This is a genomic window from Campylobacter concisus (genome assembly GCF_902460535.1).
Classification (GTDB): domain Bacteria; phylum Campylobacterota; class Campylobacteria; order Campylobacterales; family Campylobacteraceae; genus Campylobacter_A; species Campylobacter_A concisus_AS.
Genome location: NZ_CABPTV010000004.1, coordinates 119,214 through 133,386 on the forward strand (window position 1 = coordinate 119,214; position 14,173 = coordinate 133,386).

Here is a 14,173-nt window from a genome sequence, read left to right on the forward strand (position 1 = left end):
AAAATTTAAAAAATTGGCTAATAAATTTATAAAAAAGGTTTTTAGAAAAGCATAATAAATTTAAGAGGTAAATTTAAAAAGCAGATAACATCTAAACAAATGTGACTGCTTTGGTGATTTTAAAATGCTTATAAATTTAAGAATTTGATGTGGAATTTTGTAGAAGATTGGAAATAGTAAAGATTAAGAGGTAAATTTAAAAGATTTTAGCCCAAAATAGGGCTAAAATTTATGGATTATAGACCTTCAAAAGGATTTGAAGCTACGTCTTTGCGATCAACTATATAAGGTATGATAGCTGCGTGGCGAGCTCTCTTGATCGCTTTTTCTACCATCTCTTGGTATCTTTTTGATGTGCCAGTTAGGCGTCTTGGCATGATTTTAAATCTCTCTGACAAGCAATACTTCAAAAGTGAAGTATCTTTGTAGTCTATAAAATCAATCTTTGCTTCTGTAAATTTGCAATATTTGCGTGAATATTTTCTTTTTTCTGCCATTTTTTATCCTTTGAAATTAAAACGGTATTTCTTCGTTATTGAAGCTATCAGCATCAACGTCTATATCAGGAACTTCTGAATAACTCTCTTGCTTTCTTTGCGGCGCAGCTTGTGGTCTAGCTTCTTGTTGGCGGTTATATTGGTTATTTTGATATCCACCTTGCTGTCCGTAGCCACCGCTATTTTGGCTATTCATAGAGTATCCGCCTTGTTGCGTTTGGTTATTTGAGCCAAGCATCTCCATGCTTTCGACGGCGATAGAGTGTTTTGAGCGATTTTGTCCGTTATTGTCGGTCCACTGATCAAATTTAAGTCTTCCTTCGATAAGCAGCTTTGATCCCTTGTTGAGATATTGGTTTGCTATCTCTGCACTCTTGCCAAAAAATGATATATCAATAAAGCAAGTCTCATCTCTTCTTTCCCCATTTGAGGTGATTTTGCGTGTCACAGCTATACTAGAATTTCCTATGGCAACGCCGCTAGTAGTATATCTAAGCTCTATATCTCTGGTTAAATTTCCAACTAATACTACTTTATTGAACATTTTTTATCCTTGATTATTCTTCTGTAAATGTTTGCTCGTCTACTTTTTCAGCTCTTGGCTCGCGTGGTGCTCTTGGCTCGCGAGGTTCTTTTTTTATAGTTTGCTTGATACCTTTGCAAAGTCTTTCCCAAGCTGCGATTTCGCGTTTGTTTTCATATTTAACGCTTAAAAATCTTATGATATCTTCTGTAATCCTTACGTTTCTTGTAAGCTCTGCAAGAAGTGCTGGTGGAGCTTTGTAGTAGATAACAAAATATGTTCCACGCTCATATTTTTTGATGGTATAAGCTAGTTTTCTAGTGCCCATCTCAACGACAGTAGCGATCTCGCCACCGTTTTTTGTTATGACTTCTTTTACGAAATCAACCTTAGCTTTAACTTCCTCTTCCGTCAATGTCGGCTTAAGAATAAATAAAAGCTCGTAATGTTTCATTTTTTTCTCCTTATGGATATTTAGCTCACTTTGTGAGCAAGGATTTTGCATTAAGCAAGGGTGGATTTTAGCTTAAATTTACTTAATATTTGCTGTTGATATGAGGTGTTGGAGGTTTAAAATGGTTGATAAAACGAAAATTTCTTTATCCATTTTTGTATTTGTTTTTAGCTCTAGCTCGGCTAAATTTAGTGTTTTAAATATCTCTAAATAGGCATTTAAACTTAGCTTTAAGCTATTTGCTTTTAGTAAATTTGCCACATTTACAGGCGGCTGATAGCCGATCGCTTCGTCTAAATTTAAGCGGCCATTTATCTTGATGTAAGTGTAAATTTTAAACAGCCTAAAAAATGCTTTATAAAGTGAGTTTAGAAGTAAAATTTCATTAAAATTTGGATCTTCTAAGTAGGTAAAAAAGTCATTTTTTATATCTTTTAGAGCCATAAATTTATTGAAAAAATCATCAAAATTTATCCCGCCAAGTCCAAAAACAAGCCTTTTTACATCGTCTTGTTCGATGTGGGTGTTTAGGCTTTTTAGTTTTGTCAGCTCGCTTGCTGCAAGGTATAAATTTTCATTATGCGTAAAATAAAGCTCATAAAGTGCGTTTTTGGTTATGTTTAGGCCTATCTTAGCTGAGTTTTTAGCTAGTAAATTTATCGCTTCATCTGGGTTTGAGGGCTTAAAAAATCTAGCAAAATTTGTCCCAAATGCCTTTTGCGTATCAAAAACTAGCTTCATATCGGCCTCATAAAGCTCAAACAAAAAGTAGTTGTCATGGCTTTTTGCGCAAAGCGAGATGAGCTCTTTTAGCTCTTTTGCTGGGATCTTTTTGTCGCTTTTTACATAGAGGATATTTTTGCCGCCAAAAAGCGACTTCTCGCTTAGGTGAGAGCTTGCTTGCGCGTAGTTGTATTCGTCAAAATAAAGGCTTAATAAATTTGCATCTTCGCTTGCATAAAAGCTCAAAATTTCCTTGCCAAAAAGCTCGATCTGAAACTCGTCCGCCCCAAAAAGCAAGAAGTAGTTGCTTAAATTTGCATTTGCTAAATTTAGCTCCAAATCTTTTCTATACATCGATCTTTCTTACTACTTTTGCAAAAATTTTAGCGCTTGCGATGTCGGCCTCTGTGATCTTTACGACAAGCTTTTGAAGTAAATTTGCGCTGTATCCAGTGATGAAAATCCTAGCTCCAACAAAGTAATCATCAAGCTTAGCGACCAAAACATTTTGGTTTTCGCTCGCGTAGCAACGCACCTCTTTGCCGATATTTGCAGCTGCCCAGCGTGCAAATTTCCTATCCATAAAGTCGTAGGCTACTTTGTCGGCTTCTCTTTCAAGCTCGCTTAAGGTTGCACATGTGCTTTGGATGTTTAAAAGTAAGAAGTTGTAAAGCTTCTCATCTTTTGAAATTTTAGCCTTTAAAAGTCTATGTAAAATAAGGTCAGAATAGCGTCTAATAGGGCTTGTAAAGTGAGTGTATCTATCAAATCCAAGCCCAAAGTGGCCTAAATTTTCGCTTGAGTATTCAGCCTTTTTTTGAGACTTGATGATGAGCTTATCTATCTCTTCGCGATTGCCTAGTTCGTCAGCCTTTGCTTGGATCTTTCTTATCAAATTTGCAAGGTCACTCTCGTAGGTAAAGTCAAGTCCCAAAAGCTGCAAGTCCTCAAGCAATGTATCTATCTTTTTAAAATCAGGCGAAGCGTGGTTTCTAAAAACGCCCTTTGTGATGAGCTTTGCAGCAGCCTTGTTTGCTAAAAGCATGCAGTCCTCGACTAGTCTATGTGAGTCGGAGTCACTTTCAAATCTAGTTTGTAAAATTTGACCCTCTTCATCAAGGCTCATTCTAAGCTCTTTTGTCCTGAAGTCAAACGCGTGCAAAAGCCTTTTTTTGCGAAGCTTCGTGGTGAGTTTAAAAAGTGGCTTAATCCATGAAATTTCACACTCTCGTTTGCCTTCTAAAATTTCATCGATCTCATCGTAGTTAAAACGCCTTTTTGAAAGGATGATCGCTTCAAAAAGCTCCTCTTTTTTTACCTCGTTGTTTGCATCGAGTGAAATTTTAAAACAAAATGCAAGGCGCGGCACGTTTGGCTTTAGCGAGCAGATATTTTCACTAAGCGCTCTTGGTAACATCGGCACCGAGATGTGCGGAAAGTAGATAGAAAAGCCTCTTTTTTTAGCCTCGCTATCAATAGCACTATATGCGGTCACATACTCGCTTACATCGGCGATTGCGACGTAAATTTCGCGCTTTTTCTCATCAAAATATATGGCATCGTCAAAGTCTTTGGCATCGACTGGATCGATCGTGCAAAACTCTAAATTTCTTAGATCAACCCTGTTTGGATACATACTAGCATCGACCTCATCGCCAAATGCCTTTGCTTCAAGCTCGCAAGCCTCGCTAAATTTATCATTTTTATTATAAATAGCAAGCGAAATTTTCTCATCGCTTAACGGATCTTCTAAATTTCCTAAAACCTCGACTATTTCGTTGTTTAGGTTGTTTATCTTTAGTAGCGTCCCAAGCGGGAGCATCTTTAGGCTTTTTTGAGTTGCCTTTAGGGTTGTACTTAGCCCAGTTTTTAAATTTACCCCTAAAATGGCCGCTCCAAAGCGTTTTGTATAGACCACGCTTGTCTCATTTGCAAGCTTTAGGCTCATCACTATCTTAGCGCTTTGGCGTTTTTTCTTAAGTGGCAAAAGCTTTGCTAGCACGATATCGCCAAGGTGAGAGTTGTTTAAATTTTTATTTTCGACGATAATGTCTTGTTTGAAACGCTTGTCAAATGGCATGATAAAGCCAGTTGCATTTTGGCTGATGTCTAGCTTGCCGCAGACATAGCCGTTGTTTAGGTAAAATTTATCTTTATGTAAGCTTACGGCACCAAGATTTAGGAGATTACGTAAGACCTCTTTATCTTCGTTTGATATCTCTTTTTCTTTGATGCCAACGAGTAGTGATGTTAAAAATTCTTTCACAAATTGTCTTTGACTTTGCTAACAGCCATTAAAAATGTATCTCTCTCAAAGCCATATTCGTTTATAAGAAGTGTTGCGTTATTTACGCTCACATCATCAAGCTGGTTAAAGATATTAACCGCTGTTTTTACTACTTTTAACGCCCTTGCGTACTCTTTTATATGATCAGGTGCCTCTTCTGGAGTGTTTGAGTAGAGGATAGAATTTCCAAGCTCGATCTCTAAATTCCACTGCTCAAAAATTTGAGCTGTAACCTCTTCGTTTGTGATGTCTAAAATTTCAGACTCTAAAAGCGCAAGGTCATAAGTAGATGAAATTTCTTTAAGCTTTGTTTTAAACTCATCCATTTTGCCTTTTTCTGTGAGCTCATGTGCTAAAACGATCTTGCCAACTTCAAGCATAAATGAAGCAGGAGAGAGAATTTCTAGATTTTTAGGTTTTATCTTAGAGTACCAGTGATACATCAAAGCATTTTGCATGATTGAGATATTTAAAAAATCTTGTGCGGTAATGTCATACGGCTCTAAATTTATAGAAAAGGTCTTTTTAATGGCACTTGATAGCGCAAAACCGCGGATAGTAGCCATACCAAAAAGTGAAATGGCTCTTGCGATAGTTGTGATCTCTTGAGAAAAACCGTAAAGTGGAGAGTTTGCTGAACGCAAGATATTTGCTGTTAGCATAGGGTCTTTTTCGACCACTTTTGTGAGATCATTTATCGAGCTATTTTCGTCAGCATGTAGGCGCTGGATCTGTATGACAGTGTCGTCTAGTGGCGGAAGCGCTTTGATTTTTTTAAAAATTGATTCATTCATGTAAAGTGACTCTTTTGGTTAAAAATTTTGTCACATTATAGCAAAAAGCTGCAGCATAAAACTTAAAGATACTTTTTTGCTCTTTTTCAGCAACGTTTTTGTTGCCAAAATGTATAATTTCGCCAAATTTTAATAATAGGAGAAACAATGGCTATAAATGTTTATTATGATAAAGACTGCGATTTAAGCCTTATTCAGAGTAGAAAAGTAGCAATCATCGGCTTTGGCTCACAAGGTCACGCACATGCTGAAAATTTAAGAGATAATGGTGTAAGCGTCGTAATCGGTCTTGCAAAAGGTGGCAAAAGCTGGGCAAAAGCTGAGGCTAAAGGCTTTGAAGTAAAAACTGTAAGTGAAGCTACAAAAGGCGCTGATGTGGTTATGATCCTAACACCAGACGAGCTTCAAGCTGAAATTTATAAAAATGAGATCGAGCCAAATTTAAAAGATCACGCTGCTATCGCATTTGGACATGGTTTTAACGTTTATTTTGGACAGATCAAAGCTCCAGCAAACATAGACGTCATCATGATCGCTCCAAAAGCTCCAGGACACACAGTTAGAAGTGAATTTTTAAGGGGTGGCGGCATACCTGATCTTATAGCTGTTGAGCAAAATGCAAGCGGAAAGGCTAAAGAGATCGCTCTAAGCTATGCTTGCGGCATAGGTGGCGGTAGAACTGGCATCATAGAGACAACATTTAAAGATGAAACTGAAACAGATTTATTTGGCGAGCAAGCTGTGCTTTGCGGTGGTCTTTGCGCACTTGTAAATGCTGGCTTTGATACACTTGTAGAGGCTGGATATGAGCCTGAGATGGCGTATTTTGAGTGCTTACACGAGCTAAAACTAATCGTTGATCTAATGTATCAAGGTGGCATGGCTGATATGCGCTACTCTATCTCAAACACAGCTGAATACGGCGACTACGTAAGCGGCGTAAGAGTAGTTGGTGAAGAGAGCAGAAAAGCTATGAAAGAAGTTTTAAGAGAAATTCAAAATGGTAAATTTGCAAAAGACTTCATCCTAGAGAGAAAAGCAGGATATGTTAGAATGAACGCTGAGCGCGGTATAGCTGAGAGAAGCTTGCTAAATAAAACTGGCAAAAAACTTCGCGCAATGATGCCTTGGATAACTAATGGCAAACTTATAGATCAAAGCAAAAACTAAGCCTTGAGCGAAAAAAAGACTACAAAGAAGCGTCCTGCAAAAAAGAGTGCAGGTCGCTCTTATAATAAAATTTTCCTTGGTATCGGCGTCATTGCTGCCATTTTGATAGTAGCACTCATAGCAGCTCTTAGCATCAAAAACAAAGATGTTGAGCAGATAAGCAAAGTAAATGAGCCAAAGAGCGAGAAGCAAATTTCAAAAAAAGATGAGCAAAAAGTTGCTAGCAAAGATAAAAAACAAGAGTATGAGAAGAGAAAATACCCTCTAAAATTTGATGAAGATGAAAATTTAAGTAAAATTTTTACCGATCCTAAACATAAAAGTGAGCTTGCTCTAAAGCCAAAAACTGAGCCAAAAGAGCAAAAAAAGATAACTCCCGAGACAAAATCTGAAGTAAAAGTAGAAACTAAAAAAGAAGAGCCAAAAAAAGAGCAAAACGATACGAAAAATCTACTTGCAAATTTATATAAAAATATGCAAAGTAGCGCAGATGCAATCTCTGAAGCAAAGAGTGAAGAAAAGCCAGAGCAAAAGGTCGAGCAGGTAATCGAGCCATTTTACGCAGGCAAAAATGAGATAAAAACAGAGATAAAAACAGAGACAAAAACAGAGCAAAACAAAAGCGCTGAAGCAAATTTAAGCATAAAAGAAAATTTAAAGCATAGTGAAATTTTAAAACCAGAACTTGCTAAAAAAAGTGAGGTTGAGCCTAGTAGCAAAGCCAAAAAGCAAATTTACAGCGAAAAACCGCAAAAAGAGAGCGCGAAAAAAGATGACTTTGCTGTTGTGCCATTTACTCCAAATAGCAGCGTAAAAGGGCGTGCAAAGCTAGTGCTAATAATCGATGATGTGGCGACTTTTGAGCACGCTAGCATGGTAAAGTCAATCGGTCTAAAGATAACACCGTCCATTTTCCCAGCGACAAAAACTCATCCAGATACGCCAAACATCGCTAGAACGTTTGAGTTTTATATGATACATCTGCCGATGCAGGCAAAGCACTTTGATAGCCCAGAGATAGGCACGCTCACGGTAAATGAGAGCTTTGAGAGCATGCATGAAAAGATAAAAAAGATACGAAGAGACTTCCCGCGTGCAAAATATACAAATAACCACACTGGATCACGATTTACCAGTGATTATGACGCGATGGACAAGGCTTATAGAGCGCTGATAGAGCAGGGCTTTATCTTTGTTGATAGTAAGACGATCGCTCAAACAGCCGTGGCAAGGGCTGCGAAAAAGTATAATCAGCCTTACATTTCAAGAGATATATTTTTAGATGATGATCCATCGGCTAGTGCGGTTAGGCGTGAGCTTGTAGCTGCTGTAAATTTAGCCAAAAAAAGAGGCTATGCGATCGCTATCGGACATCCAAAGAAAAACACGATCGCAGTGATAAAAGCTAGCAAAAACAACATCTTAAAAGATGTAGAAGTTGTTTATCTAAAAGATATTTTATGAAGCTTGAAATCATCCCAGAGGCGCTAAATAGGCTAAAAAATCCCCCAAAAGAGCTAAATTTCATAGGTGACACCTCGCTTCTTAGCATGCCAAAAGTCGCAGTCGTTGGCTCAAGAAAGGCAAGTGTCTATACAAAAGAGTGTGTCACGGCACTTTGCGCAGCGCTAAAAAACGCAAATGTCTGTGTGGTAAGTGGTGGAGCTATCGGCGTGGATATCACGGCGCACAAGGCTGCCATGCCACGAACTATTGGTGTTTTTGCTAATGGACTTGACATTATCTATCCAGCGCAAAATAAAGCAGCGATAAGAGAAATTTATGAAAAAGGCTTGGCTCTAAGCGAATATGACGATGGCGAGCCACCGATCGCTTATAGATTTTTGGAGCGAAACCGCATAGTTGTGGGGCTTGCGCAAGCTCTTGTGGTCGCACAAGCTGATCTAAGAAGTGGCTCGATGCAAAGTGCAAGGCTTGCAAATGAGCTTAAAATCCCCGTCTTTGTCTTGCCACAGCGCATAAATGAGAGCAATGGGACAAATGCCTTACTGGCTAGCAAAAAGGCCGAGCTTATCGATGATTACGTTAAATTTGCCTCACTTTTTGGCGAGGTAAAAGAGCAAGAAAAAGCTGATGATGAGATCTTGAAATTTTGCAAAAATGGCGTTGGCCTTGATGAAGCATTGGCTAAATTTGGCGAGATCATCTATGAGTACGAGCTTGACGGGCTAGTTGAAATTTCAAATTTAAGAGTAAAAAGCGTGCTATGAGAGAGAAATTTATGGCGATCGATGTTGGACTAAAGCGCATAGGGCTTGCTTTTGGCTTTGGCGAGGTCGTGACACCCCTTGAGCCAGTTCTTAGAAAAAATAGAAATCAAGCCGCAAGAGATGTGAGCCAAAAAGTAAATGAATACGCTCCAAATACGCTAGTGGTAGGCGTGCCAATCGGCGGCAGTAGTGAGGATGAGATGAGAAGGCGCATAGAGCACTTTGTCTCACTTCTTGATGTGCAGGCTAATATCGTCTATCAAGACGAGGCTTTTAGCAGCAGTGAGGCAAGTGAAATTTATACAAATACAAAGCGAGATGGCAGGCTTGATAGCGTCTCAGCCACTATCATCTTAAAGAGATACCTAAAAATTTTATAAATTTCTAGCCACTATCACCAAAGTCTCGTGCAAGCTATCGCTAGTAAATGGCTGTCTTAGCGTAGTCATCTTCTCGCTTTTGATGCTTTTGGCTTCATCCTTGCTGATGATGACGATGTAAAAATTCTTAAGCTTTTGATAAGTTAGCATCTCGTCAAGCCTTGCTTTGTCACTTAGATACTCCTTTTGCACGAAGATGATGTCTGGCTTAAAAATGGCATCTTTTATGTGTAAATTTAAACTCTCAAAGCTCTTTTGTTTGCTGAGCTTCAGCCCTGTAAAGCTTAACTCATGACTTAGCGTTAAAAATAAATTTTCGTCATCACAAGCTATTATCGCATTTTTTCCTAAGAGGCTTGCTATCTCGACGCTTTGCCTTTTAAATGTCCCACTTTTTGGCAGCGGCACGCTTATGCTTATATTAAAGCCATCTTCGGCTTTGCTCATCTTGGCATTTAGCTCTTTTAGTAGCTCGCCAGCTTCTTTAACTAGCCTCTCATTTGGCTTTTGCGGGCATGAAGTGCATCTTATATGTATATCAAAATGCACCAAACTTAGGCTATAGCTTACTAGAGTAAAGGAGATCAGCAGCTTTGAGTTGCTTACGTCATTTAGGTAAAATTTGCTTAAATTTTTGATCGCGCCTATTAGCTTATGCGCTTCAAAGCTTAGATAGCGTGGGTAGTTTGGGTTGTAGTTAAAGACGATGGCGTTATCTCTAGTGGTTGCGTCCTTAAAAAGTGCCTCTAAAAAAAGCTCCATTTGCGCGACAAAATCGACGTTTTTCATATCACAAGCATCCCATCGCCATAAGAGTAAAATCTATACTTTTCGCTAACTGCCGTTTCGTAAATCATCATCGTCTCCTCAAGCCCTATAAAGCTAGTAACTAGCATGATCAGCGTTGATTTTGGCAGGTGAAAATTTGTTAAAAGGTAGTTTTGCCTGATAGGCTTATTATTTAAATTTAAAAATAGCCTGCAAAAGCCACTTGGCTGCTTGCTTCTAGCAAACTCTTCAACGCATCTAGTAACCGTCGTGCCAACACCAAGGATGGGTTTGTTTGAGTTTATGATCTCTTGAGCTTTTTGGCTTAGCTCGTAAAACTCAGAGTGCATTTTATGGTCATTTATGTTTTTGCACTCTACGCCCTTAAATGTCCCAGCGCCCACGTGAAGCGTGATATAGGCGACTTCGTGCTTTGCCTTTATTCTCTCTAGCATCTGCTCGCTAAAGTGCAGACTAGCCGTCGGAGCCGCGACTGCGCCGCTATTTTTAGCAAATATACTTTGATACCAGCTCTCATCATCCTTTGTATCAGCTCTTTTTATATATGGCGGAAGTGGGACGTGACCGATCTTTTCTAGCTCACTAAAAAGTCGCGCCGTATCTAAAATGACGCCATCTTTGGTGAAATTTACCACCCTTGAGCCATCATCATTTAGCTCAAGCACATTTACCTTTATGCTATCAGCGAAATTTAAAACGCTACCGACACTTACTCTGCCCCTTATATAGACGCTAAATTTATTATCATTAAGCGGTTGATTTAGCATCACTTCGCAAGCTCCGCCGCTTTGTTTGTGTCCTAAAATGCGGGCCTTAACTACCTTTGTATTGTTAAAAATGACCGCCGCGTCTTCTGGGATGAGGCTAGCTAGATCTTTAAATTTATAGTGTTTTATCTCTTTGGTTTTTTTTAGATAAACAAGCAGTCTTGCCTCTTCTTTGGGCAAAACTGGCTCTTTTGCGATGAGCTCGTTAGGCAAAAAGTAGTCGTAGCTTGAGATGTCGTTTATATCACTCATCGTCTGCGTCGCTGTTTGTGTCGCTATCTTGCTCATCGTCGTCGCTTTTGCCAGCTCTTTTGGCGACGATGATAGAAATTCCATAAAGTCCGATGAGTGGCAGTGCCATTAAAATTTGACTTATAACATCTGGCGGTGTGACGATGGCTGCGAAGATAAAGATGACGACTACTGCGTATCTGAAGTAGTCTTTTAGCATCTTGTCATCGACTAGGCCTATCTTTGCTAAGAAAAATGTAATGACTGGCAGCTCAAATGAAATTCCAAAGCCGATTAGTAGCTTTGTAAAAAAGCCCACGTATTCGCCGATGCTTGGCAGTGCCGTAAAGAGCTGGCCGCCAAAATTTACCAAAAATGTAAAGCCAAGCGGGATGACCACGTAGTAGCAAAACGCCGCCCCGCACGCAAACATAAATGAAGCAGAGAGGACAAATGGGATCACATATTTTTTTTCATTATCATAAAGTCCAGGTGCAACAAATAGCCAAAACTGCCAAAAAATGATAGGCAAAGCAAGCACCAGACCAGCAAAAAAGGCGACCTTCATCGCAGTGAAAAATGGCTCTTGAATTTGCGTAAAGATGATATTTGAGCCAGCTGGTAAGACCTGCTTTAGCGGCTCGCTCATCCATGCAAGCAGTGGATTCCAAAATGTAAAGCAGATGCCAAAACAGACAAAAACGCTTACTATGCTTATAAAAAGCCTCTTTCTAAGTTCGATCAAATGTGGTCTTAACTCTTCAAACATTACGCCTCTTTTTTATCGTTTAAGATCGCATCTTTAACTAAATTTGTTGGATTTTGTATATTTTCTACCGTTTTTTTCGTGTCGCTTACGACGTTTTGAATGCTCTCAGTGACGTCGCTTGCGCTTTTCTTGATCTCGTCAAGCTCTTCAAATGTGAGCTTTTTACGCACGTTTTGAGCGCTTTGGGTTATGCTCTCTTTGTATTTTTGAGCGTCCTCTTTGAGCTCGGCTATCTTCATCTCTTGATCAAATGTTGATTTTGCGTCATTTATGCCTTTTTTAAACATCTTTAGAAATTTGGCGATCTGCACCATAGCGCTTGGCAGCTTGTCAGGGCCCAAAACTAGCACAGCGATCACGGCAATGACCAAGATCTCAGAAAAACTCATTCCAAACATTTTTGCCTCTGTTAAATTTTATTTAAGCTTTGTATTTTATCTTGACTTTGCTCAAATTTTTATAAATTTAGCCCTCGATAAAGAGTGCGATCTCGTCGCTTAATAAGAAATTTGGGTTGTAAAATTTGCCATTTTTAAAGAGTAGTTTTTCATTTTCTACAAGTAAATTTGCTCTTTTTTTCTGAGCCTCATTTAAGCGTCCAGCCTCCACGCCTACGATGCTTCTAAGCCCTAAAAATATATGCTCTCTTACTAGCTCGCTTGGGCTTAAAATTTCTTTTTCTCTATGTGTTGGCTGCGTGATATAGGCATCTATGCTGTTTTTGGCGTAGTATCTGGTGCCATTTACAAAGCCCACGCTAAAAGCGCCAACGCCAAGGTATTTTTTGCCCTGCCAGTAGCCAAGATTGTGCTTGCAAATTTCTCCGAAATTTGAAATTTCATACTGCTTAAAGCCAGCCCTCTGGATCTGCTCTATCATAAATTTAGCCAAAGTGTCGCTATCTTTTTTATAGCTTTTTTTGCCAGCAAATGGGGTGTTTTCTTCAAGCGTGAGCGAGTAGGCGCTTAGATGCGTGATAGCAAGGCTTTTTAGATTTTCAGTTTCAGCCAAAAGGCGCTTTTTGGTATCAAATTTAGTGTCATAGATGAGGTCTAAATTTATGCTCTTAAAGCCAGCTACATGGGCATTTTCAACTGCTTTAAAAATTTGCTCCTTGCTGTGGATGCGCCCTAGAAATTTAAGCTTATCTTCAAAAAAGCTTTGAGCGCCAAAGCTTATGCGGTTTGCGCCTAAATTTTTTACATGCTTTAGCCAGGCTAAATTTGCTGAATTTGGATTTGCTTCAAGTGTGATCTCAGTTTTGGGCGTGCAAAGTGGAGCTAAAATGCTAAAAATTTCATCATAAAGCCTGACATTTACCGCACTTGGTGTGCCGCCGCCAAAAAAAATGGTTGAAATTTCTTTTACATTTTGGCTTTTTAGCTGGAAATTTAGATCAAGGCAAAGCGCTTTAAAGTAGGCGCTAACCTTGCTAAATTCGTCATCGCTTGAGCCAAAGGCGCAGTAAGGACACTTGCTCTCGCAAAATGGCACGTGGATATAAACTTGCAAATTTCTCTCTTTTTTAAATTTTGGCGATTATAAGAAATTTGGCATTTAGCGCAGTTTAAAAGTAGCTTTTTTGCCTTATTAGCTCGCTTGGTAAAAAGCCAAAAGTGCCTTTAAAAATTTTTGCAAAATGTGCCGCATTTGTGTAGCCAACGATACTGGCAGCCTCTTTTATGCTGATATCATTTTGCTTTAAAAGGGCAAATGCCAGCTTTAGTCGCTCTTTTGCTAAAAGCTGATAGATCGTATCTTTGAAAAAGAGTTTAAAATTTTTCTTAAGCCAAAAGTCATTAGTGCCACAAAGATGGGCTAGCTCTTTGATGCTTGGGGGATTATGCATGCGAGTAAGTAAGATTTTCTTAGCCTTTAAAAGCACTTTTTCTTCGTCGCTACTAAAGCAAATTTTCTCATCTTTTAAAGCTTTGCTCTTGTAGATAAGCTCTAAAATTTTTGACTCTATAAAGATCTCTCTCATCGTGCCATCATATAAATTTGTTGTCTCAAGTTCGTTTAAAACGCAAATTTGAGCCTTATCTTTTTTGTATTTTATAAGATCAAATTTCTCTTCAAGTCTAAGCTCACTAAAAATTTCAAGCTTATTTGCGTAGTGCTCTTCAAAAAGCAAGGTTTTGGTTTTATAAAATTTATTTTGATATTCAAAAACGCCTTTTAAGCTGTCATTTACCAGCCCTATGCAAAACTCATCCCTGCTTAAAAGATATTCTTTTTTATCAAGCTTAAAACAAAGGTTATCTTTTGCTTCATTAAACATCATAAATAGATATTTTCTATCTCCCTGGCTCTCTCTTTTTATGATTTCATTGCATAAAATCTCGCTTTTTAGGTAGCTGATGCCATTAGCTTGTTTAAAAAATTCTACATTTATCCGCTTGTTGCTTTGCGAGATTTTACTTATGCCATATCTTTTATCTAAATTTATCATTTTATCCCTTGAGCGTTAAATTTAATCCCTCTAGCGTTATGTCTGATATTGATAACGATTATTTAATTTTAGTAAAATGCGCATTAAATTTTTATAAGGAGTTTTT

Annotated in this window: 16 protein-coding genes; 4 read left to right on the forward strand and 12 right to left on the reverse strand. The window is 38.6% G+C overall.

Features of this window, described 5'->3' with window-relative positions:
- Positions 1-236 precede the first annotated feature (236 nt).
- From rpsR to FZ945_RS04450, 6 genes are all read right to left on the reverse strand, one after another.
- Complete coding sequence (gene rpsR / locus FZ945_RS04425) at positions 237-497, reverse strand: 30S ribosomal protein S18 (protein ID WP_087582546.1); 261 nt, start codon at positions 495-497, stop codon at positions 237-239.
- A gap of 16 nt (positions 498-513) precedes the next feature.
- The gene (locus FZ945_RS04430; RefSeq protein WP_021087759.1) at positions 514-1,041 is read right to left on the reverse strand and encodes a single-stranded DNA-binding protein; all 528 of its coding nucleotides are present in this window, start codon (positions 1,039-1,041) and stop codon (positions 514-516) included.
- A gap of 13 nt (positions 1,042-1,054) precedes the next feature.
- The gene (gene rpsF / locus FZ945_RS04435) at positions 1,055-1,474 is read right to left on the reverse strand and encodes a 30S ribosomal protein S6 (RefSeq protein WP_004317779.1); all 420 of its coding nucleotides are present in this window, start codon (positions 1,472-1,474) and stop codon (positions 1,055-1,057) included.
- Positions 1,475-1,552: 78 nt separating this feature from the next.
- The gene (gene holA / locus FZ945_RS04440; RefSeq protein WP_148802790.1) at positions 1,553-2,551 is read right to left on the reverse strand and encodes a DNA polymerase III subunit delta; all 999 of its coding nucleotides are present in this window, start codon (positions 2,549-2,551) and stop codon (positions 1,553-1,555) included.
- Positions 2,544-4,463, reverse strand: coding sequence for an RNB domain-containing ribonuclease (locus FZ945_RS04445; RefSeq protein ID WP_148802792.1), 1,920 nt, complete (start codon positions 4,461-4,463; stop codon positions 2,544-2,546). Before FZ945_RS04445 ends, holA begins: the two co-directional genes overlap by 8 nt.
- Positions 4,460-5,278, reverse strand: coding sequence for an HDOD domain-containing protein (locus FZ945_RS04450; protein ID WP_148802795.1), 819 nt, complete (start codon positions 5,276-5,278; stop codon positions 4,460-4,462). Before FZ945_RS04450 ends, FZ945_RS04445 begins: the two co-directional genes overlap by 4 nt.
- A gap of 147 nt (positions 5,279-5,425) precedes the next feature.
- Here FZ945_RS04450 and ilvC point away from each other — a divergent pair, with 147 nt between their 5' ends.
- Genes ilvC through ruvX form a run of 4 tightly spaced genes read left to right on the forward strand, consistent with a single transcriptional unit; the run spans position 5,426 to position 9,059 of the window.
- Entirely contained in the window at positions 5,426-6,448 is a 1,023-nt protein-coding gene (ilvC, locus tag FZ945_RS04455) for a ketol-acid reductoisomerase (protein ID WP_148802798.1), read from the forward strand.
- 3 nt (positions 6,449-6,451) lie between these two features.
- Complete coding sequence (locus tag FZ945_RS04460; RefSeq protein ID WP_148802801.1) at positions 6,452-7,912, forward strand: divergent polysaccharide deacetylase family protein; 1,461 nt, start codon at positions 6,452-6,454, stop codon at positions 7,910-7,912.
- Positions 7,909-8,679 carry a DNA-processing protein DprA gene (gene dprA / locus FZ945_RS04465; protein WP_103639028.1) on the forward strand — a complete coding sequence of 257 codons (771 nt, stop codon included), beginning with the start codon at positions 7,909-7,911 and terminating at the stop codon, positions 8,677-8,679. The genes FZ945_RS04460 and dprA overlap by 4 nt, the downstream gene beginning before the upstream one ends.
- A complete protein-coding gene (gene ruvX, locus FZ945_RS04470) occupies positions 8,676-9,059 on the forward strand; it encodes a Holliday junction resolvase RuvX (protein WP_004317765.1) in 384 nt (127 codons plus the stop codon). Before dprA ends, ruvX begins: the two co-directional genes overlap by 4 nt.
- Here ruvX and FZ945_RS04475 read toward each other — a convergent pair.
- From FZ945_RS04475 to FZ945_RS04505, 6 genes are all read right to left on the reverse strand, one after another.
- Positions 9,054-9,848: a hypothetical protein gene (locus FZ945_RS04475; RefSeq protein WP_148802804.1), complete on the reverse strand. Its 795-nt coding sequence runs from the start codon at positions 9,846-9,848 to the stop codon at positions 9,054-9,056. The genes ruvX and FZ945_RS04475 overlap by 6 nt on opposite strands.
- The gene (gene queA / locus FZ945_RS04480; RefSeq protein ID WP_148803151.1) at positions 9,845-10,867 is read right to left on the reverse strand and encodes a tRNA preQ1(34) S-adenosylmethionine ribosyltransferase-isomerase QueA; all 1,023 of its coding nucleotides are present in this window, start codon (positions 10,865-10,867) and stop codon (positions 9,845-9,847) included. The genes FZ945_RS04475 and queA overlap by 4 nt, the downstream gene beginning before the upstream one ends.
- Entirely contained in the window at positions 10,860-11,615 is a 756-nt protein-coding gene (gene tatC / locus FZ945_RS04485) for a twin-arginine translocase subunit TatC (protein WP_021092305.1), read from the reverse strand. The genes queA and tatC overlap by 8 nt, the downstream gene beginning before the upstream one ends.
- Entirely contained in the window at positions 11,615-12,013 is a 399-nt protein-coding gene (gene tatB / locus FZ945_RS04490; protein ID WP_103612036.1) for a Sec-independent protein translocase protein TatB, read from the reverse strand. Before tatB ends, tatC begins: the two co-directional genes overlap by 1 nt.
- A gap of 67 nt (positions 12,014-12,080) precedes the next feature.
- A complete protein-coding gene (gene hemW / locus FZ945_RS04500) occupies positions 12,081-13,127 on the reverse strand; it encodes a radical SAM family heme chaperone HemW (RefSeq protein ID WP_148802807.1) in 1,047 nt (348 codons plus the stop codon).
- A gap of 55 nt (positions 13,128-13,182) precedes the next feature.
- Positions 13,183-14,067, reverse strand: a complete 885-nt coding sequence (locus tag FZ945_RS04505; protein WP_148802810.1) for a helix-turn-helix domain-containing protein — start codon at positions 14,065-14,067, stop codon at positions 13,183-13,185.
- Positions 14,068-14,173: the final 106 nt, after the last annotated feature.

Bases quoted from the DNA above. Each gene is read 5' to 3' on its own strand.
- holA (WP_148802790.1), bottom strand. From the start codon at position 2,551: ATGTATAGAAAAGATTTGGAGCTAAATTTAGCAAATGCAAATTTAAGC.
- FZ945_RS04430 (WP_021087759.1), bottom strand. From the start codon at position 1,041: ATGTTCAATAAAGTAGTATTAGTTGGAAATTTAACCAGAGATATAGAG.
- queA (WP_148803151.1), bottom strand. From the start codon at position 10,867: ATGAGTGATATAAACGACATCTCAAGCTACGACTACTTTTTGCCTAAC.
- FZ945_RS04505 (WP_148802810.1), bottom strand. From the start codon at position 14,067: ATGATAAATTTAGATAAAAGATATGGCATAAGTAAAATCTCGCAAAGC.
- ilvC (WP_148802798.1), top strand. From the start codon at position 5,426: ATGGCTATAAATGTTTATTATGATAAAGACTGCGATTTAAGCCTTATT.
- rpsR (WP_087582546.1), bottom strand. From the start codon at position 497: ATGGCAGAAAAAAGAAAATATTCACGCAAATATTGCAAATTTACAGAA.
- tatC (WP_021092305.1), bottom strand. From the start codon at position 11,615: ATGTTTGAAGAGTTAAGACCACATTTGATCGAACTTAGAAAGAGGCTT.
- dprA (WP_103639028.1), top strand. From the start codon at position 7,909: ATGAAGCTTGAAATCATCCCAGAGGCGCTAAATAGGCTAAAAAATCCC.
- FZ945_RS04450 (WP_148802795.1), bottom strand. From the start codon at position 5,278: ATGAATGAATCAATTTTTAAAAAAATCAAAGCGCTTCCGCCACTAGAC.
- tatB (WP_103612036.1), bottom strand. From the start codon at position 12,013: ATGTTTGGAATGAGTTTTTCTGAGATCTTGGTCATTGCCGTGATCGCT.
- FZ945_RS04475 (WP_148802804.1), bottom strand. From the start codon at position 9,848: ATGAAAAACGTCGATTTTGTCGCGCAAATGGAGCTTTTTTTAGAGGCA.
- rpsF (WP_004317779.1), bottom strand. From the start codon at position 1,474: ATGAAACATTACGAGCTTTTATTTATTCTTAAGCCGACATTGACGGAA.
- ruvX (WP_004317765.1), top strand. From the start codon at position 8,676: ATGAGAGAGAAATTTATGGCGATCGATGTTGGACTAAAGCGCATAGGG.